A 20,173-nucleotide genomic window follows, 5' to 3' on the forward strand; every position below is an offset into this window, starting at 1 on the left:
ACCAGCAACAATACCAGAGATTATAGCAACTTCAGGACCAGCAAGCATTCCACCAACGACAACCCCGATATTTCTTGTGTTGGCAATAGCTCCCTTGTAGTCAACGCCAATATAAGTTCCTAAGATAGCTAGACTAGAAAAAGTAAATGAAAGTAGAAGCATATCTTTTTTTGTATATTTCTCTCTACTAAAAATACTACGAGCGCTCTTAAATCGAGAGAAGAAAAAAGCGATAGCTATTATATACCCAAGGGTATTAAAAAGTTTATGAGCTAATTCAAACATTAAAACACCTCAAAATTATGATATTAATTATATCATATAAAAAAGAAAATTAACAAATGAGAGAAAATAATTGTTATAATAGATAAAAAATATTTAAGGAGGAGTGTTATGTTTTCAGTTAATTATAAAGTTACAATATCGGATATAAATTATGGTGGACATATGGGAAATGAAAGAGCATTGTTGCTGTTTCAACAAGTTAGAATAGATCTTTTTAAAAAACTAGGAGTAACTGAAATAAATGTTGGAAATAATGTTGGTACAATTCAAAAGGATGCGCATGTTTATTATAGAGGTGAGGTATACTTAGGAGATGAACTTACAATAATAATAAAAAATATAGATATAAAAAAAACATCACTAAACTTTATATATAGTGTAGAAAAAAGAGAAGGAAAAATTGTATTAGAAGGAAGTACAATCATTGTAGCTTTTGATTATGAAAAGAAAAAGGTAGCAAGATTCTCTCAAGAGTTTTTAAATGAATTAGAAAAAATCTTTTTATAATATAAATATTATGAGGTGGAGCATATGAGTTTATTTAAAGATTCAAGAATAAAATATTTAAAAAATAGTGAAAAAGCAGAAGGGAAATACATAATATATTGGATGCAAGAAAGTCAAAGAACGAGATATAATTTTGCTTTAAATGAAGCAATATATCTATCTCAAAAAAATAAAATGCCACTTTATGTTGTGTTTAATTATTTAAAAAGTTATCCAGAAGCATCTAAAAGACACTATGATTTTATGTTACAAGGTTTAAAAGATGTAAAAGAATCTCTTAACCAAAAAGGCATTAAGTTTATTTTATTAGAGGGAGACCCTTTGGAAAATATAGCTAAAGTTTCTCAAAGAGCGAAGATTATTATTTGGGATAAAAGTTATCTGAAAAATCAAAGAGATATAAAATATAAATTACAAAAATGTATAGATAGTACAATTTTAGAGATTGAAAGTAATGTTGTCATTCCTGTGGAGTTAGTTAGTATTAAAGAGGAGTATAGTGCAAAAACTTTAAGAGATAAATATAGAAAAATAGAAAATTTTAATGAAGAAAGTTTTAATGAGGAAAAATATTTTTTTATAGAAAATTTGGATAATGTTTTAGAGGAGTTAGATTGTTCTGATAAGTATATACCAAGAGTAAAAAAAAATTTAGATGGAGGTTTTTTAGGAGGAGAGAGAGAGGCTGTAAAAATTTTAGAGAGTTTTATAAAAAATAATTTAAAATTTTATTTAAACAAAGGGCCTGATAATGAAAGAAGTTCGAAATTATCACCCTATCTACATTTTGGGCAAATATCTCCTGTAGAAATTAAACATAGTATTGAAAAATTAAGTGATGAATTGATTAATGAAAAAAAAAGTTTTTTAGAAGAAGTTATAATAAGAAGGGAATTAGCAATTAATTTTGTCTACTACAATAAAAATTATGATAATTGGCTAGGAATAACATATGAGTGGGCTTACAAAACATTAGAAAAACATACAATTGATAAAAGAGAATATATTTATAGTGAAAAGGAGTTGGAAGAGTTTAAAACACACGATAAATATTGGAATGCTTGTCAAAAACAGATGTTCGATATGGGATATATGGATAGTTATATGAGGATGTACTGGTGTAAAAAAATATTAGAATGGAGTCTTACTCCCAAAAAAGCATATGAAATAGCAATAAAGCTTAATAATAAATACTTTTATGATGGAAGAGATCCTAACTCTTATGCAGGGGTTGCTTGGTGTTTTGGAAAGCATGATCGAGCATGGAAAGAAAGAGAGATATTTGGTAAAGTTAGATATATGAATAGCGATGGGTTGAAAAGAAAGTTTAATATAGAAAAATATGTAGAAAAATATTCAAAATAAAAAGGAAAAGTAATCTGTTTGAACAACAATAGTATATAACACTTTAAAATTTAAGGAGGAGTTAAAATGAAAAAAATAAAGTTGATTTCATTATTAGCATTAAGTGTATTTATATTAGCATGTTCAGGTGAAAAAGAGGAAGCAAAACCAGCAACACCGACAACAACAGAATCAACAGCGATTCCAGGGGATAAAGTTCCTACTGATGAAAATGCACAAAAAATGACAGAGAAGCCATCTACAGAGAATGCAGTTCAAGAGGCAGTGACTGAAAATGCTGAAAATGCAACTAAATCAGCAGTTGAAACTGTTGAAAAAACAAGTGATAAAATTGGGGAAGAGTTAGATAAAGCTGGAGATAAAGCAAAAGAAAAAATAGATGAAGGTGTAGATGCAATAAAAGAAAAAGTTGCCAACTAATATAAAAGGAGTAGAATATCTACTCCTTTAATTTTTATTTAAAATCTCTTCTAATTTTTCATAAGTGAAATTAACGATTTCATTGCAACTAACATTTGATTTTTTCAAATCTACACAAAGTTCAGAATCAAACTTATTTTTAATCTCTTTTAATAAATCATTAGCCAAAGATCTAGCTTTATTCTCTTCTTGATAAGTTTCTCTACCTTTAAGATAACCAATAACAAGAACAGCAGCATTAACAGCACCACAAAGGCTGCCAATAGTTACTCCGGTTCCCATACCACTACCTAAAGCAACAGGAATTTCAGTATTGTTATTTTTATTAAATGAATCAATAATAGATTCAGCACAATTTAACTGTCCTTTAACATAAGTTACTTTTTTATTCATAAAACACTCCTTTAAAATAGAATACATAATTGATTATATTATCCAAAAGTACTGGTGTCAATGATTAGTATAAATAAAATAAATTTGAAAAATAGTTGATAAAGGAGTAAAGTATTATAAATTTATATCATAAGGGGGAAGTTATGGTATTAAGAAAATATAGATTAGCTGCGGTTTCAATTTTTAGAATTTTTACAGAAATTTTATATGAAATTTTAAAAAAATTCTCAATCTTTTATTATCTGTTATTTATTTTTGGGTTGTTATTTTCAATAAAAAATAATAGTATAACTAAAGAGGTTGTTATAGTTTCTACATTTTTTTTAATTTTTACATGGGGATACTGCAAGTTCTACAATAGATTACATAATTTTTTATATCGAATAGAATTAGAATTAACTTAAAGGAGAACTTAACAGTTCTCCTTTAAAATTTTTAATATGTGTAAGTAAAAGCTTTTTCAGTTAAAACTTTAATCTTAGAGTAATCAATATCTTCATCTTTAGACGAACAACCACCAGAAGAGCAACCTCCAGACGAACAACCACCTTTAGATGAACAACCTCCAGAAGAGCATCCACCACAAGAATTTTCTTCCTCTCCTTTTTCATAATCAGGATTTCTTTTAAGAAAATCATCATAACTCTCTAAATATCCTTGGTTTGTTAGAGAGATATATATTTCTTCAAGTTCAATAGAATCAATACCTAAATTTTTCATAATGGCACCATCACTATAAACCATTCCACTTTTTAAAAATTCTAAAACATTTTTTTCTATATTATTCATAAATTTAATCACCTCATTTGCTCGAATAACACATTTTAGCACAAAAAAAAAGAATTGTTAATTTTTTTGCAAGCATGGTATAATGGAGTAAAAGTCTATACTATATTGTTGGAGGATTAATGGAAGAAAAAGTTTTTGAAACAAAAAAAGAAATGGTTGAATATTCAATAAGAAATACTTATAGAAAGAAAATATGGTCGAAATTTACAAAGGCGATAAAAGACTTTGATTTAATACAAGATGGAGATAAAATAGCTGTGGGAGTATCAGGTGGAAAGGATAGTTTATTATTATCAAAATTATTTCAAGAATTAAAAAGAGATAAAAGTAAAAATTTTGAAGTAGCCTTTATATCAATGAATCCAGGATTTGGATCTATGGATTTAGAGCAATTTAAAATTAATTTAGAAGAGCTTGGAATTCCATGTGAAATATTTGATGCAAATGTTTGGGAAGTAGCTTTTGAGTCATCTCCTGATAGTCCTTGTTTTTTATGTGCAAAAATGAGAAGAGGAGTTCTTTACAGCAAGGTAGAGGAATTAGGATATAATAAATTAGCTTTAGGGCATCATTTTGATGATTTAGTAGAAACTACGTTAATAAATATGTTTTATGCAGGGACTACGAAAACAATGATTCCTAAAGTAAAATCAACAAGTGGAAGATTAGAGTTGATAAGACCACTAATTTATATAAAAGAAAATGATATTATAAATTTCACGAAAAAAAATGAAATTATGGCAATGGCTTGTGGATGTCCAATTGAATCTGGAAAAGTTGATTCAAAGAGAAAAGAGATTAAAAATTTATTGTCAACTTTAGAAAAAACAAATCCTCAGATAAAGCAAAGCATATTTAATTCGATGAAAAATATAAATTTAGATTACGTATTAGGATATGTATCTGAAGCAAAAAAAGGAGAGTAGTGTGTTAAAAATAGATGATATAAAAGAGTTAAATGGGTACACATTTCAATCTTTTACTTTTGAAGTTCAAGAAGATATTATTTTAATTAATAATTCAAAAGATGAAATAAAAATAGAAATAACGTATACTGAAAATAAAATAATAAAATTAATTGATAAAATTTATAAGCAAACAGGATTAAAAATAAATTTAAATAAATTAGATGATAGAGAAATTTTATCATTTATTCAAGATAAAGGATTTGAAAAAACATTATGGAGCCCAATAGGAAGAGCGATGCATGATTATAATATGATTGAAGAGGGCGATAGAATTGCTATTGGAATATCAGGAGGAAAAGATAGTTTAACAGTTTTAAATGCTTTAATAAGAATAAAAAAAATATCAGGAATAAATTTTGAATTATTTCCAATTCATATTCATCCAGTTGAAGAGGGTGGAAAATATGGTGATATAAAAGATTATTGTTCTAAATTAGGAGTAGAATTACAAGTAATAGAAACATCAATAGGTGAAAGTATTTTGACTAATGAAGATTTAAAAAATCCATGTTTTATGTGTGCAAGAGTAAGAAGAGGGCTTTTATATAAGGAGATGAAGAAACAAAATATAAATAAGTTGGTATTAGGTCATCATAAAGATGATATAATAGAAACATTTTTATTAAATGTTTTATATCAAGGAAATATGGGGGTAATGAAACCAGCTTATCATTCAGAGGAATATGGATTGAAAGTTATCAGACCCTTAGCATATGTAGAAGAAAAAGAAACAATTAGATACGCAAAGAAATTAGGGTTACCAATTTTACATAATGATTGTCCGTATGAAACAAGTGATAATTCAAAACGTTTAAAAGTAAAAAAGATGATAGAGGAACTATCTAAAGATAGTCCAAATATAAGAAGTGTAATGTTAAATAGTATAAAAGATCTATTTGTTTAAAGAAAACTTTGATTATTAAAGTTTTATCCTTGACAAATGTTATTTAGTGGAATATAATTCATATATAAATAACAGATAATACTAGGAGGTTTATTCTATGACGCCATTAGTTTTTGCAGAACAAAATAAAGAGTTTGTTATAAAAGAGATAAAAGGAAGAGATAAAGATAAGAATAGACTAACAGAAAAAGGATTTTGTATAGGTAATAAAATATGCTTACTAAGAGATGATCAAAGTAACTATATAGTAAAAATAAATGATACTAAATATGTTTTAAATTTTGGATTAGCAAATAAGATAATAATTGACAATGAATAATATTAAATCACAGTTTAATACTGTGATTTAAATTTTCAAAATATATTTTGAGTTTCAAAATATATTTATAACTAATAAGTTGGGAGGCTTGGAATGAAATTAACAGAGTTAAAAAGAGGAGAATCAGCTAAAATCGTCAAAATTGGGAAAATTGGCGAATTAAAAAAAAGGTTAGTTGATATGGGTGTAACGGCAGGAGAGATAATAAAACTTGAAAGAAATGCTCCGTTAGGAGACCCACAAGAATTTATTGTTAAATCAACAAATATCGCTATAAGGAAACAAGATGCACAAAATATTGAAATAGAGATAGATGGGTAGGAGATAAAGATGATAAAAATAGCATTTACAGGAAATCCAAATGTAGGAAAATCAGCATTAATAAATGCAATAGCTGGTTCAAATTTAAAAGTAGGAAACTGGGCAGGTGTAACAGTTGAAAAAAAAGAAGCCGAATTTGAATATAAAGGTGAAAAAATTCAATGTATTGACTTACCGGGAGTTTATAGTTTAAGTCCATATACTTTAGAAGAAACTATAACTAGAGATTTTATAATTAATGAAAAACCAGATGTTATAATTAATATAGTTGATTCTACAAATTTAGAGAGAAATTTATATTTAACAATGTTGTTAAAAGAGTTAGAAAAGCCTATGATTATGGCCCTGAATTTTTATGATGAATTTGAAAAGTTAAACTATAAATTAGATGTTAAAAAATTTGTAGATATGATTGAAATGGATGTGATAATGACATCTGCAACAAAAAGAACAGGAGTTCAAGAGTTACTTGATAAAGCATTAGTTATTGCAAAAGAATCTAAAGAAAATAAAAAGTATACACTACTATTTGATAAATGTTTAGAAGAAGCTATTGGAGAGGTAAAATGTAAAATAAATTGTGATGAGAAATTACAAAAAGCTTCTGAAAAATTTGGAATGGACTTTTTAGCAATAAAATTATTAGAGCAAGATAAGCATTTGTTAGAAATTTTAAAAACAGAATATAAATATGAAGAGGATAGCAGTATATTAAAAATTACAAAACAGCTTGAAGATGATCATGATGAGGATATTGAAACTATATTTGCAGAAGGAAGATATGGAACAGTTAAGGGAATATTAGCTAAAACATTTACAACTTCAATAAAATCTAGATTAGATTTTACAGATAAGGTTGATAGAGTTCTATTAAATAAATATTTAGGATTACCAATATTTTTCTTAATAATAGTTGGATTAATGGGGACTGTATTTAATGGGTCAGCTCCTTTAATAGACTGGGTTGATGGATTTGTAAATGATTATATTGGTAAATATGTGAGCATGTTGATAGATGAAAATACTCCAAATTGGTTAGCGTCATTAGTTATGGATGGAATTTTAGGAGGGGTAGGAGGAGTAGTTGTGTTTGTTCCTCTTATGCTATATTTATATTTCTTCTTAGCAATATTAGAGGAAAGTGGGTATATGTCTAGAGTTGCTTTTTTAATGGATAAAATAATGACAAAATTAGGATTAAATGGTAAAGCGTTTGTTCCTATGGTATTAGGATTTGGATGTACAGTTCCAGCGATTTATGCTACAAGAACTTTAGAAGATGAATCTTCAAGAAGGCTAACAGCAGCAATGGCACCATTTATGTCATGTGGTGCTAGACTTCCGGTATATGGGTTATTTACAGCAGCATTCTTTGGAGCCAAAGCTGGAATGGTTGTAATGTCATTATATGTATTAGGTATTGTTGTGGCTATTTTAACTGGATTAATTTTAAAGAATTTTGAAATGTTTAAGGCTGAGGGAAGAGCATTGCTGATAGAATTACCGCCGTATAGAGTGCCAAGTTTAAGAGTAATTGTAAAATCAACACTAACTAGAACTGGATCATATTTAAAAAAGGCTACGACAATTATAATGGGAATGTTAATGATTTTGTGGGCATTAACATATTTTCCAAATAATGGAGATACAGCAAACTCTTATATGGCTAAATTTGGAAAAACATTCCAAGGAGTTTTAAAGCCAACAGGATTTGCCGATAGATGGGAAACTGTTGCAGCAATCCCGCCAAGTTTAGCAGCAAAAGAGATTGTAGTAGGATTTATGGCTCAAGTATTAGTAGGAGATAAAGATGCTCAAGAAATTGAAGAGGAAGTAAATCATGAAACAACAACGTTCGTTGAAGATACGGTTGATCAATTAACAGGATTAGGAGTGGCAATTAAAGATTCAATAGTTGGAGTTGTTAGTTTAGATGTTAAAGGACTATTTAGTGTTCCTGATGAAGCAGAGATAGAGGAAGAGGGAAGTGGTGTTGTAGCAGCAACAAAAATGTTATGGACAGATGAGCTAGCTCCTTTAAGAGCATATTCATTTATGGTATTTATTTTATTAGTAGTTCCTTGTGTTGTAACATTAGGAGCTATAAAACAAGAATTTGGGTACAAATTTACAGGATTTATAATAGGAATGTTATTAGTGGTACCATATATTGTATCAACGCTTGTATTTCAAATTGGAAAGTTATTCTTTTAATTTTTCTGTTGAGGAGGAAGTATGAAAACTTTAATTTTAATAGGAATAGTTGCAGTAATCGGAGGGATAGCCTTAAAAAGTTTATATAAAATGTTAAAAGGTGAAAGTGGATGTAGCTGTTCAAAAGGAAAAAATGGAAATTGTAGTTTAAAAGATAAATGTAAACATTAATTTTAAATGAAAAAAAAGGAGTAATTCGTTGAATTACTCCTTTTTTCTTATTCGTCATCTCTTAACCAATGAACTTTTTCAGTTGAATTATCAGGTTCAATATCAACACTCATCATATTATAGATAAAATCATCTAAAGGACAAACTAAAACAGCCATAACAACATTATCAGGAAGTCCCATTCTAAAACTTTTTAACTTTTTTAAAAGTAAATCAACTTTAAAGCCAGAAACAATAAGATGAAAAACTGCTTCAGATCCAGGCCAAACATGGTTATTTAAGTGTCTAATTCCATGTTCCCAACTACCTTCAAGTTTTGACTGAATTGTATAATAATGAAAACCAATTGAATGTAAAAATGTTTGTAGATTATTTTTTTGAGAATCATTAATATATATAACTACTCTTTTCGTATTTTTTCTATCAACAACCATAAAAGACCGCCTCCTATAAAATATGATTAATACTTTATTACTATATTTTTTTAAAAAAATCAATATATGAATATGGTAAAAATTCTTACAGAATAAGAACATGTAAAAAAACAACTCATAACTAATAAATAAAAATTTAAAAAAAGTACACATTTTTATAAATCTATGTTATAATCTAATGAATGAATATAAATAATTTAAGGAAGTGAATATGGAAAAAATATTAACATTTAGAGATTTAGGTTTAACTGAAAAAACTTTAAAGCCTCTAGAAAAAAAAGGTTTTGAACAGCCAAGTCCAATACAGGCTTTAACTATACCCGCATTATTAAATGGAGAAAAGGACATAATTGGTCAAGCACAAACAGGAACAGGAAAAACTGCAGCGTTCTCTTTACCAATTCTTGAAAAAATAGAGAAAAGTACAGGACATGTACAAGCTATAATATTAGCGCCTACAAGAGAGTTAGCAGTTCAAGTAGCTGAAGAGATGAACTCACTAGCACACGGAAGAAAATTAAAAATAATTCCAGTTTATGGAGGACAATCATTAGAGCAACAAAAAAGACAACTAAACAAGGGTGTTGATATTGTTGTAGGTACTCCAGGAAGAGTAATGGATTTAATGAACAGACAAGTTTTAAAATTAAATAACATTGATTATTTCATATTAGACGAAGCAGATGAGATGTTAAATATGGGATTCGTTGAGGATATTGAGCATATCTTAACTCAAACTAACGAAGATAAAAGAATGTTATTTTTCTCAGCAACTATGCCAGCAGAAATTTTAAAAATAGCAAAATCTCATATGAGAGAGCACGAAGTATTAGCAGTTAAGAAAAAAGAATTAACAACAAACCTAACAGAGCAAATTTACTTTGAAGTAAAAGAGAAAGATAAATTTGAGGCTTTATGCAGAATAATTGATATCGAGTTAGATTTCTATGGAATTGTTTTCTGTAGAACTAAAAATGATGTAAATGAACTTGTAGGAAAATTACAAGATAGAGGGTATGATGTTGAAGGATTACATGGAGATATCAGTCAAAATCATAGAGAAGTTACTTTAAGAAGATTTAAAAATAAAAACTTAAATATTCTTATTGCAACAGACGTAGCAGCAAGAGGTATAGATGTAAATGATTTAACTCATGTTATAAACTATGCAATTCCTCAAGAAGCAGAAAGCTATGTACATAGAATTGGAAGAACAGGAAGAGCTGGTAAGCAAGGTACAGCAATAACATTTATAACTCCATCTGAGTATAGAAAGTTACTTCAAATCCAAAGAATAACAAAAACAGAGATTAAAAAAGAGCAAGTTCCAGGAGTAAAGGATGTAATCTTAGCTAAGAAAACTAGATTATTCGATAGTGTTAAGAACATTATATCAAATGGAGATGCAGAGTCTTACTATGATATGGCAAAAGAGTTATTAACTCAAGAGACAACTCCAATTGAAGTTATAGCAGCTATATTAAAGAATTTCTATGATGAGGAATTAGAAGAAACAAACTACTCTGATATAGAGAGTGTTTCACTTGATAAAACAGGAAAGACAAGACTATTTATAGCTCTTGGTAAGAAAGATAAAATGACTCCTAGAAAATTAGTTGACTTAATATCTAAAAAGACTAAAGTTCACGAATCAAAATTAAAAGGTGTAGAAGTATATGAGAACTTCTCATTTGTTTCTGTTCCATTTGTTGAGGCTGAAACAATAGTTGATATTTTCCAAAAAGATAGAAAAGGAAAGAAACCTTTAATCGAAAAGGCAAAACAATCAAGAAAGTAATTGAATAAAAATAAAAAAGCTGTAACTAGGGAAACCAAAGTACAGCTTTTTTCAACATAAAAATGGGAGAGTGTTATGAAAAAGAAAATCTTAATATTGTTATTTTTGATAATAACAATACCAGTGGCTCTTTTTAAATTTTATTCAATAAAAATAGAGGAAAAAAGAGATTATAAAGTTCAAGTTAATCTAAAACAAGGTACAAGTTTAACTAGCGTTTTTAATAAATTAGGAATTGATAAATCAATGATTTTTAAAATATTTTTAAAATATGAAAAAAATTCAGGTAAAAATATAAAAGCTGGATTTTATGAGTTTGATGGAAAATATTCATATAAAGATATACTTCAAATGATGGAAGAGGGGAGAGTTAAGTATACTATTTTGACAATTCCAGAGGGATATTCAATAAAAGAGATAGGTAAATTACTTCAAGATAGAGGTATTGGAACAGAGGAAGGATTAAAAAAAGCTTTAGAAAATATAAAAGATTTCCCATATTTAACGCCAAATGGGAACTATGAAGGGTATTTATATCCTGAAACTTACTATCTTTCAGTAGATACTAATGAAAGTGAGGTAGTAAAAGCAATGATAGGGGAATTTTTAAAAAAATTTCCTCCAGAAAAATATCCTGATAAGAAAAAATTTTATCAGGAGTTAATTATGGCATCAATTATTGAAAGAGAAGCACAGTTAAAAGATGAAAAACCTTTAATGTCATCAGTTTTTTATAATCGTTTAAAAAAAGGTATGAACTTAGGTTCTGATGCAACAGTAAACTATATATATGATTATACTAAAAGAAGAATGTATTATAAAGATTTGAAAATAGATTCTCCATATAATACATATATGTATAAAGGATTACCACCAGGACCAATATCTAATCCAGATTATAACTCTGTCATGGCAGCGATAAATCCAGCTGAGACAGATTATTTGTTTTTTGTGGTAACTAGCAATGGAAAACATACATTTACAAAAACATATAAGGAACATTTAGAGGTTCAGAAAAAAAGTAATAAGTAGTTAGGAGAGGTATATAAATTATGGAGAAAGTAGTTTTAGTTGGAATAAATAGTCAATTTATTCACACAAATTTAGCAATTAGATATTTAAAAAATTATGTTGAAAAATATAGTAGCTTAAACATAGAGTTGTATGAAAGCAACATAAATAATCAAATTCAAAGTATAATAACAGATCTTTTTAGATTAAAGGGAGATCACTATATCTTTTCAACGTATATTTGGAATAAGGAATATGTTTTTAGTATTATAAAAGAACTAAAAAAGATAATGCCTCATATAACAATAACTCTCGGAGGACCAGAAGTTAGTTATAACGCAAAAGAATCACTAATAGAAAATAAATGCATTGATTTTGTTTTAGTAGGAGAGGGAGAAAGAGTACTTTTAAATTTTTTAACTAATGAAGATAAGAATCAAAAAGGAGTAGCTTTTTTAAAGTCTGGAGAGTTTATGTATTTGGGTGATGAATTTCCAATAGAAAATTTGGATACAATACCATTTCCATATAATGATGAAGAATTGAAAGAAAATATAAAAATTTTATATTATGAATCAAGTAGAGGATGTCCTTTTAGTTGTTCATATTGTTTATCATCGATAGATAAAGGTGTTAGATATTTATCTCTAGAAAGAGTAAAAAGTGACTTGAAAAGATTTTTAGATTCAGGAGTAGAATTAGTAAAATTTGTAGATAGAACTTATAATTTAAGAAAAGATAGATATTTAGGAATTTGGGAATATCTGTTAGAAAATTATAAAGAGGGAGTGACATTTCATTTTGAAATAAATGCTAATATTTTTGATGAGGAAATAATCGCTTTTTTAAAGAAAGTTCCCGATGGGTATTTTCAATTTGAAGTAGGTGTCCAAAGTATCAATAAAGAAACGATGGATAGTATAAATAGAAGAAATCTACTAGAAAGATTAAGAAATAATATTAAAGCGATATCTAAAAATATTCATTTACACGTGGATCTAATAGCAGGGTTACCATATGATACATATGATACATTTAAAGATTCATTTGATTATGTATATGATTTAGATGCTGAAATGATTCAGCTTGGGTTCTTAAAAATTTTAAGTGGAACAAAAATAGCTGGAGAAATAGAGAAGTATGATTATAAATACATAGAATTTCCACCGTATGAAGTATTATCTAATTGTTTTATAAAATATGAAGAGTTGGTAAAATTAAAAAATGTTGAAAAAATGTTGGACTATTATTATAACTCTGAGAAATTTAAGTACTCGGTAAAGTTTATAATAGAAAATTATTATAAAAGACCTTTTGACTTTTTTGAAGATATTTCAAATTACTATGATGAACAAAAAATATTAGGATTAGGTCATAAAGTTGTAACTATTTTTAATAATTTAGTTAAATTTTTTGAAGAGAAAAATTTTCAAGGAAAAAATATTTTTATAGAGTATTTAAAATTAGATTATTTACTTTTAGGAAAGCCAGGGGTATATCCTGAATGGTTTATTTCTAATAAAGATAAAGAAAAATATAATAATATAATAATTGAAAAAGATTTTATATCTTCAAGAGAGGGGTATAAAAAGACTGAGTTTGAAAAGTTTAATTATGACGTATTAAATAACAAAAACGGAGAGATTGAAATATTTTTTAACTATACAAAGAAAAAAACAATTTTAGAAACTTTTTAGTTAAAAATAAGAGGTAAAAAGAGTTTTAAAAAGAGGCTCTATATGGTATAATTCTATAAAATACTGTTTTAAAGGAAAAAATTATGTTAAAAAAAATTTTGAAAAAAATAAAAGATGAAAAATTAATAGAAGAGGGTGACAAAATAGTTCTTGGTTTTTCAGGAGGCCCAGATTCAGTATTTTTATTAGAAGCTCTGAATTATGCTAGAAAAGAGATAAATTTTGAGTTTGTTTTAGCTCATGTTAATCATTTGTTGAGAGGAGAGAATTCAGACACAGATGAGAAATTTAGTATTGAATGTAGTGAGAGATTAAATATACCAATTTTTGTAAAAAGAGCTTCAATAGAAGAGATTGCTAAAGAAAATAATATAGGCTTAGAAGAAGCAGGAAGATTTATTAGATATGAATTTTTTGAGGATATATTAAAAAAAACTTCAAGTAATAAAATAGCAATAGCTCACAATTTAGACGATCAAATCGAAACATTTCTATTTAGACTTATTAGAGGTTCATCTTTAGAAGGTTTAGAAGGAATTCCAAATAGAGAAAATATTATTAGACCAATTAATGAGGTTTATAAAAGTAATATTTTAGAATTCTTAGATGAAAATAAAATTAAATATAGAATAGATGAAACTAATTTTGAAAATGATTTTACAAGAAATAGTATAAGATTAGATTTGATACCTTGGATTGAAAAAAGATACAATAACAATTTTAAAGATAAAATTTTTAATTTGATTTCAGAGATTAAAGAAGTAAATAAAATTCTAGAAATTGATTTAAAAAAATATGAAGAGTTTAGAGATAATAGATGGTCTTTAAATATAGATTTAATTGAATTAGAAGAAAATTATATTCAAAGAAAGATAATCAATGAATATTTAAAAAAATATAATTTAGAAGGTTCAAGAGAAAAAATAGGAAACATTATAAAATTATTGAATAGTAATGGAAGTAAGATAATAAAATTAGAAAAAGGTTTTATATTGAAAAAACAATATAAAAATATTTGGATAGAAAAGGAAAAGAAAGATAAATTAAAAAAAGTTAATAAATTAGTTACAGAAAAAATACCGTTTAAAATCATTTTTAATAGCTATATTGTAGAAGCTATGGAGGATAATAAAAGTTTTGGTAAAAATGAATTTTTAACAAATTTAAAAATAGGTGACACTATAGAGATTAGAATGAGAAAGGATGGGGATAAAATAAGACCTTTAGGAATGGAGTCGTATAAAAAATTAAAAGATGTTTTTATAAATGAGAAAGTTCCAAAAGATGTAAGGGGAGAAATACCATTAATATTGAAAGACGATGAAATCGTTTGGGCTTCAGGCGTAAAAAAGAGTGAGAGTTTTAAGGGTGAAGAAAATAAAAAGGGAATTAAGCTAATCATAAGGAGGCAAGATGAAGAATAGAGAAGATAATGAAAAAATGGCATTGTATAACTTCATTGAAGAGGAGCCAAAAAAAGATGAAAGCGACGATGATGAAGCTGAGAAAAACAATGACAAAAAATCAAATGAGGAAAAAGAGAAAGAAGAGTTAGAGGAAAGAAAAAGAAAAATTAAAGAAAAATTAAAAGAGGGTATAGATAAAGGAAAACAAGATAAAGATTCAAATGACTCAAGAGAGTTAGGTGGAAGATTTAATTTAAAAGGATTTGTGATGTTATTGTTTATAGTAACAATAATTTTATCTCTTCCGACAATGTTTTCTAAATCAGATTCAACAAATGTAAAAACAATAAGTTATACAGATTTTTTACAAGATGTAAAAGATAACAAGTTAGTTAGAGTAGACGAAAGAGAAGGGTATATATATGGATATACTGCTGAAAAGGATGCATCTGCGGTAAAAGCTAGAATGATAACAGATAGACTTGGAGGAGATTTACAACTAGTTGATTTAATAGAGAATAAAAATATTCAAATACAATCTTTACCACCACAAGAGTTACCATTTTTATTAAATATGCTAGCATCTTGGTTCCCAATGTTACTATTAATTGGAATTTGGATTTTTATGCTTAATAAAATGAACAAAGGAAGTGGTGGAGGACCACAAGTTTTCAATATGGGTAAATCTAAAGCTAAAGAAAATGGAGAAAATGTATCTCAAGTTACTTTTGCTGATGTAGCTGGAATAGATGAGGCAAAAGTTGAATTAGAGGAAATTGTTCAATTTTTAAAAGAGCCTGATAAATTTAAAAATTTAGGTGCTAAAATTCCAAAAGGAGTTTTATTATTAGGTGCTCCTGGAACTGGTAAAACACTTTTAGCTAAAGCTGTAGCTGGTGAGGCTGGAGTTCCATTCTTTAGTATGTCAGGATCAGAATTCGTAGAAATGTTTGTTGGAGTTGGAGCTTCAAGAGTTAGGGATTTATTTTCTAAAGCTAGAAAAAACTCTCCATGTATAATTTTTATAGATGAGATTGATGCAGTGGGTAGAAAAAGAGGAAGTGGTCAAGGTGGAGGAAACGACGAGAGAGAGCAAACACTTAACCAACTTTTAGTAGAGATGGATGGATTTGGAAGCGACGAAACAATAATAGTATTAGCTGCAACAAATAGACCTGAAATATTAGATAAAGCTTTAATGAGACCGGGAAGATTTGATAGACAAGTAGTAGTTGATAGACCTGACATAAAAGGTAGAGAGGCTATTTTAAAAGTTCATTCAAGAAATAAAAAGTTTGCACCAGATGTAGATTTTGATGTAATAGCAAGAAAAACACCAGGATTTGTGGGAGCAGATATTGCTAACATGTTAAACGAAGCGGCTATATTAGCTGCAAGAGCTGGTAGAGATGAAATAAATATGTCTGACTTAGAAGAAGCTTCTGAAAAAGTTACAATAGGACCAGAGAGAAAGTCAAGAATGGCAGTTCAAAAAGAAAGAATTATAGTTGCATATCACGAAGTTGGTCATGCGATGACTCAAAGATTATCTCCACATACAGAGCCAGTTCATAAAGTTACAATAATTCCTAGAGGAATGGCTGCTCTTGGATATACGATGACTCTTCCAACAGAGGATAGATATTTAAAATCTAAAAATGAATTTTTATCTGAGCTTGTAACACTTTTAGGAGGAAGAGCATCAGAAGAGGTTGTATTTGGTGATATAACTACAGGTGCTAGTAATGATATAGAAAGAGCTACAGCAATAGCCCATGCTATGGTAACTAAATATGGTATGAGTGATAAATTTGGACCAATAATGTTAGATGCTACTCGTGATGGAGATATGTTCCAACAAAAACTATATGGAGAAACAACTTCAAAAGAGATAGATGATGAAATAAGAAGATTAGTAACTACAGCTTATAATAGAGCAAAAGAGATTTTAACTGAAAATAGAGAAACATTAGAAACTATAACTCAAGCATTGTTAAGATTAGAAACTATAACAGGTGAAGAATTAGATGAGATGTTAAAAGGAAAAACTGTTGAAAGATTAGAAGAAGAAAACAGAATAGAAGAAAAATTAGCAGATTTAAAAGAAGAGGAAAATAAGCTAAGAGAAGAATTGAAACAAAAAGCATCTCAATCAGTTTTAGAGGATCAAAAAGAGGATAAGACAGAAAATTAGACTTTACTAAAATAAGATATTGTGTTATAATAATAACAATCTATGCTAGGATTTACGATTAAGCCCCGTAAACCTTGGCTTAGATATTAAATATTCAGGAGGAAATAAAATGGCTATAAACAAAGCAGAAATCATCAGCGCTTACGGAAAAGACGGGAAAGATACAGGATCTACAGAGGTTCAAATCGCTATCTTAACTGCACAAATCAACCACTTAACTAATCACTTAAGAACTCACAAGAAGGACTTCCACTCAAGATTAGGATTATTAAAAATGGTTGGAAAAAGAAAGAGACTTTTAAGCTACTTAATGAGCAAAGATATCGAAGGATACAGAGCTCTTATTGCTAAATTAGGAATCAGAAAGTAATATTAAAACGAGGAAGTCTTCCTCGTTTTTTTTTATAAAATAAAAAGGGGAGAGTGTATGAAAAATTTTTTTTTATTATTTTTAATAATATTTTCCACTGGAATATTAGCTCAAGAGATAGAGAATAATGAGAAACAAACGCAAGAAGAGTATATAAAAGGAAAAATTTTATATTTAGAGAGTACAAAAAAAAGTGGGTATAATGGACAGGACGGAATAAAAGAGATTGAAGAATATAGAGTAAGAATATTAGAAGGTGAAGATAAAAATAAAGAGATTTTAATTCAATCACCAGTTTATTTAGAGAAAGCTTATAATATTTTTATAAGAGAGAATGAAAATGTAGTGTTGTACAAAGAGCCTGGAGAATTAGGTGATAATACATACTATATAGTAGATATTGATAAAAGAGACTCTATATTTTTAATAGTAGGTATATTTGTATTGTTGACAGTTGTGATTGCCAGATACAAAGGAATAAAGGCGATTTTATCCTTAGTAATCGTAGTAGGGATAATATATAATATTTTTCTACCAATGATATCAAATGGCTATTCACCGATTTTGATTTCAACCTTATGTGCTTTATTGTGTTCAACAATTACAATATTTTTGACAACAGGATTCTCTCAAAAAGGATTGGTAGCAATATTAGGAGCAGTTTCAGGAGTAGTAATAGCAGGAATAGTATCAATGTATTTTTCATATAAAATGGCTATGACAGGTTTTGTTTCAGTAGAGGCATTAAATTATTCAACATTACTTCAGGGAATAAAAATTAGAGAAATAATATCAGCTGGAGTTATCTTAGGAAGTATGGGTGCAGTAATGGATGTATCTATGTCAATATCTTCAGCCCTTACAGAATTAAGAAAGAGAAGCGCTGACATAGCAAAAAAAGACATTTTTGAATCTGGAATGAGAATAGGTGAAGATATTATAGGAACAATGGTAAATACGCTAATATTAGCATATATAGGAAGTGGAATATTATCAACTTTATTCATATATTTACAAAAAGAACAATTTCCTTTAATTAGAATTTTAAATTTTGAATCAGTAGCAGCTGATATTATAAGAGCTTTTGCAGGAAGTATAGGAATTTTAGTTGCAGTGCCAATAACTTCATATCTATGTTGTATTATATTTACAAAAAAAAATAGCTGAATTTCAGCTATTTTTTATTGTTCTGTAGGAATAAAGTGATTAACTACATTATCCCATAAATTTTCTTTTTTTAAAATATATTCTATAAATTCTCTAACAGCTCCATCTCCACCGTTTTTAGTTGAAATAAAATCAGAAATATTAAGAATTTCTTCAACTGAATCTTTAGGAGCTCCTGTTAGTTTACATTTTTTCATAACTGCCAAATCAATTAGATCATCACCCATATAAGCAACATTATCATAAGAAATAGAATATTTTTCTAATATTAAATCAAGAGTTGCTATTTTATTTTTAATTCCTTGATGAATCTCTTTTATTCCAAGTTCTTGACAACGTTTAGTAACTATTTGAGATGTTTTTCCTGTAATGATAGCAATCTCTTTACCTTGAGAAATAGCTTGAGTAATTCCTAATCCATCTTTAACATTAAAAGCTTTCATTTCATCACCAAGATTTGTTACATAAAGCTTACCATCAGTAAGAGTTCCGTCAACATCTAAAACAATAAGTTTAATCATAAAGCCTCCTCAAAAATAAAAAATAAAACTGGGGATGTCCCCAGTTTTACTTTAATAGCATCGATTATAAAGCGTTAACTTTTGCAGCTAATCTAGCTTTTCTTCTAGATGCTGTATTCTTTTTCATAATTCCTTTGCTTACAGCTTTATCTAACTCTTTATAAGCTACTGATAAAGCAGCGTTTGCAGCTTCAACCTCTTTAGTTTCTACTGCTACTAAAACTCTCTTAAGCATTGTTTTTACTCTAGATTTTACAGCTTGATTTCTCTCTCTGTTTCTCTCTGCTACTAAAACTCTCTTTTTTGCTGATTTTGAATGTGCCAAATCAAAAACCTCCCTTTAATTTTAAATAAAATTTTCATTACATAGTAACATAAATAACGCTTTATGTCAATATGAATATCGTACGAAGTACAAGTATTTTAATTTGACAGGTAAGCATAAAAAGAGACACAATATTTACAATGGACCTAAAATATTCTAACATATTTATTAGGAAAAAAGAAGATAAATAAAAAAATAATTTATATTTTCTCAAAAAAAGAGTATTATATTATAGTGAGAATATAATAAACAAAGAAAGGATAAGAATGAATATAGAAGATAAAATATCTTTAGAAGCTAGAGATAAAATGAGGCTAGAGATAGAAAAAGTCGATGGTAACGAAGTATTCTTCAGAGGAATCCCAGATGAGGAAGGAGTAGTAACAGAAGTTGAAGTATTAGCGAGGGGAAATAAATACTCAGTACCTGCTATATTAAAAGGTATGAGAAAAGGTGAGGTAATAATACATAATCATCCATCAGGCCATTTATATCCTTCAGATCCAGATGTAGAGATTGCAGCTATATATTCAAATAAATTAGATGGTGCATCTTATATCATAAATAATAATGTATCAGATATATATATTATAG

At 27.9% G+C, this 20,173-nt stretch carries 23 protein-coding genes and 1 pseudogene; 18 read left to right on the top strand and 6 right to left on the bottom strand.

From position 1 onward, the window contains the following. A partial coding sequence (locus Q0V08_RS04585; RefSeq protein WP_297432498.1) for a LytS/YhcK type 5TM receptor domain-containing protein occupies window positions 1–285 on the bottom strand: 285 nt, incomplete at its 3' end. A gap of 108 nt (window positions 286–393) precedes the next feature. Between Q0V08_RS04585 and Q0V08_RS04590 the strand changes: the two genes are divergently transcribed. The 3 genes from Q0V08_RS04590 to Q0V08_RS04600 all read left to right on the top strand — a co-directional run bounded on the left by Q0V08_RS04590 (window position 394) and on the right by Q0V08_RS04600 (window position 2,577). After that, the gene (locus Q0V08_RS04590; protein ID WP_297432500.1) at window positions 394–792 is read left to right on the top strand and encodes a thioesterase family protein; all 399 of its coding nucleotides are present in this window, start codon (window positions 394–396) and stop codon (window positions 790–792) included. Window positions 793–816: 24 nt separating this feature from the next. Further along, window positions 817–2,157, top strand: coding sequence for a deoxyribodipyrimidine photo-lyase (locus tag Q0V08_RS04595; protein ID WP_297432502.1), 1,341 nt, complete (start codon window positions 817–819; stop codon window positions 2,155–2,157). Between the two features lie 66 nt (window positions 2,158–2,223). Next, window positions 2,224–2,577, top strand: a complete 354-nt coding sequence (locus tag Q0V08_RS04600) for a hypothetical protein (RefSeq protein WP_297432504.1) — start codon at window positions 2,224–2,226, stop codon at window positions 2,575–2,577. Window positions 2,578–2,604: 27 nt separating this feature from the next. Here Q0V08_RS04600 and Q0V08_RS04605 read toward each other — a convergent pair whose 3' ends face one another. Continuing rightward, window positions 2,605–2,970: a C-GCAxxG-C-C family (seleno)protein gene (locus tag Q0V08_RS04605; RefSeq protein ID WP_297432506.1), complete on the bottom strand. Its 366-nt coding sequence runs from the start codon at window positions 2,968–2,970 to the stop codon at window positions 2,605–2,607. A gap of 143 nt (window positions 2,971–3,113) precedes the next feature. Here Q0V08_RS04605 and Q0V08_RS04610 point away from each other — a divergent pair, with 143 nt between their 5' ends. Then, the gene (locus Q0V08_RS04610) at window positions 3,114–3,374 is read left to right on the top strand and encodes a hypothetical protein (protein WP_297432508.1); all 261 of its coding nucleotides are present in this window, start codon (window positions 3,114–3,116) and stop codon (window positions 3,372–3,374) included. 31 nt (window positions 3,375–3,405) lie between these two features. On the opposite strand, the gene Q0V08_RS04615 is transcribed toward Q0V08_RS04610, so the two are convergent. Continuing rightward, window positions 3,406–3,759, bottom strand: coding sequence for a hypothetical protein (locus tag Q0V08_RS04615; protein ID WP_297432510.1), 354 nt, complete (start codon window positions 3,757–3,759; stop codon window positions 3,406–3,408). 119 nt (window positions 3,760–3,878) lie between these two features. On the opposite strand from Q0V08_RS04615, the gene Q0V08_RS04620 reads away from it, so the two are divergent. The 6 genes from Q0V08_RS04620 (at window position 3,879) to Q0V08_RS04645 (ending at window position 8,656) form a co-directional block, all read left to right on the top strand. Next, a complete protein-coding gene (locus tag Q0V08_RS04620; RefSeq protein WP_297432512.1) occupies window positions 3,879–4,685 on the top strand; it encodes an ATP-binding protein in 807 nt (268 codons plus the stop codon). 1 nt (window position 4,686) lies between these two features. Continuing rightward, entirely contained in the window at window positions 4,687–5,631 is a 945-nt protein-coding gene (locus Q0V08_RS04625; RefSeq protein ID WP_297432514.1) for an ATP-binding protein, read from the top strand. Window positions 5,632–5,728: 97 nt separating this feature from the next. Next, the gene (locus Q0V08_RS04630) at window positions 5,729–5,950 is read left to right on the top strand and encodes a FeoA family protein (protein ID WP_023050074.1); all 222 of its coding nucleotides are present in this window, start codon (window positions 5,729–5,731) and stop codon (window positions 5,948–5,950) included. 93 nt (window positions 5,951–6,043) lie between these two features. Further along, window positions 6,044–6,271: a ferrous iron transport protein A gene (locus Q0V08_RS04635; protein WP_023050073.1), complete on the top strand. Its 228-nt coding sequence runs from the start codon at window positions 6,044–6,046 to the stop codon at window positions 6,269–6,271. 9 nt (window positions 6,272–6,280) lie between these two features. After that, window positions 6,281–8,485 (top strand): ferrous iron transport protein B, encoded by a 2,205-nt coding sequence (feoB, locus tag Q0V08_RS04640; protein ID WP_297432517.1) that lies wholly within the window; start codon window positions 6,281–6,283, stop codon window positions 8,483–8,485. Window positions 8,486–8,506: 21 nt separating this feature from the next. Beyond that, window positions 8,507–8,656 carry a FeoB-associated Cys-rich membrane protein gene (locus tag Q0V08_RS04645; RefSeq protein WP_297432519.1) on the top strand — a complete coding sequence of 50 codons (150 nt, stop codon included), beginning with the start codon at window positions 8,507–8,509 and terminating at the stop codon, window positions 8,654–8,656. A gap of 47 nt (window positions 8,657–8,703) precedes the next feature. Here the strand turns inward: Q0V08_RS04645 and Q0V08_RS04650 are convergent, their stop codons facing one another. After that, window positions 8,704–9,090, bottom strand: a complete 387-nt coding sequence (locus Q0V08_RS04650) for a PG0541 family transporter-associated protein (protein ID WP_297432521.1) — start codon at window positions 9,088–9,090, stop codon at window positions 8,704–8,706. Window positions 9,091–9,301: 211 nt separating this feature from the next. On the opposite strand from Q0V08_RS04650, the gene Q0V08_RS04655 reads away from it, so the two are divergent. From Q0V08_RS04655 to Q0V08_RS04685, 7 genes are all read left to right on the top strand, one after another. Continuing rightward, window positions 9,302–10,888 carry a DEAD/DEAH box helicase gene (locus tag Q0V08_RS04655; protein ID WP_185891230.1) on the top strand — a complete coding sequence of 529 codons (1,587 nt, stop codon included), beginning with the start codon at window positions 9,302–9,304 and terminating at the stop codon, window positions 10,886–10,888. 75 nt (window positions 10,889–10,963) lie between these two features. Continuing rightward, window positions 10,964–11,920: an endolytic transglycosylase MltG gene (mltG, locus tag Q0V08_RS04660; protein WP_297432523.1), complete on the top strand. Its 957-nt coding sequence runs from the start codon at window positions 10,964–10,966 to the stop codon at window positions 11,918–11,920. Window positions 11,921–11,940: 20 nt separating this feature from the next. Further along, window positions 11,941–13,596, top strand: a complete 1,656-nt coding sequence (locus tag Q0V08_RS04665) for a B12-binding domain-containing radical SAM protein (RefSeq protein ID WP_297432525.1) — start codon at window positions 11,941–11,943, stop codon at window positions 13,594–13,596. 83 nt (window positions 13,597–13,679) lie between these two features. Next, window positions 13,680–15,020 carry a tRNA lysidine(34) synthetase TilS gene (gene tilS, locus Q0V08_RS04670; protein ID WP_297432527.1) on the top strand — a complete coding sequence of 447 codons (1,341 nt, stop codon included), beginning with the start codon at window positions 13,680–13,682 and terminating at the stop codon, window positions 15,018–15,020. After that, window positions 15,010–17,196, top strand: coding sequence for an ATP-dependent zinc metalloprotease FtsH (ftsH, locus tag Q0V08_RS04675; RefSeq protein ID WP_297432529.1), 2,187 nt, complete (start codon window positions 15,010–15,012; stop codon window positions 17,194–17,196). Before tilS ends, ftsH begins: the two co-directional genes overlap by 11 nt. 109 nt (window positions 17,197–17,305) lie before the next feature. After that, on the top strand, window positions 17,306–17,566 hold the full coding sequence (gene rpsO, locus Q0V08_RS04680) for a 30S ribosomal protein S15 (protein WP_023051110.1): 261 nt from the start codon (window positions 17,306–17,308) through the stop codon (window positions 17,564–17,566). Between the two features lie 57 nt (window positions 17,567–17,623). Further along, the gene (locus Q0V08_RS04685) at window positions 17,624–18,733 is read left to right on the top strand and encodes a YibE/F family protein (protein ID WP_297432532.1); all 1,110 of its coding nucleotides are present in this window, start codon (window positions 17,624–17,626) and stop codon (window positions 18,731–18,733) included. A gap of 14 nt (window positions 18,734–18,747) precedes the next feature. On the opposite strand, the gene Q0V08_RS04690 is transcribed toward Q0V08_RS04685, so the two are convergent. After that, a complete protein-coding gene (locus Q0V08_RS04690; RefSeq protein WP_297432534.1) occupies window positions 18,748–19,254 on the bottom strand; it encodes an HAD-IIIA family hydrolase in 507 nt (168 codons plus the stop codon). Between the two features lie 64 nt (window positions 19,255–19,318). Further along, complete coding sequence (rpsT, locus tag Q0V08_RS04695) at window positions 19,319–19,579, bottom strand: 30S ribosomal protein S20 (protein ID WP_023051107.1); 261 nt, start codon at window positions 19,577–19,579, stop codon at window positions 19,319–19,321. A 266-nt stretch (window positions 19,580–19,845) separates the two neighbouring features. Between rpsT and Q0V08_RS04700 the strand changes: the two are divergent. Further along, a pseudogene (locus tag Q0V08_RS04700) lies at window positions 19,846–20,173 on the top strand (ATP-dependent helicase); the annotation flags it as partial.

Source organism: uncultured Cetobacterium sp. (genome assembly GCF_947038635.1).
Taxonomy (GTDB): Bacteria; Fusobacteriota; Fusobacteriia; order Fusobacteriales; family Fusobacteriaceae; genus Cetobacterium_A.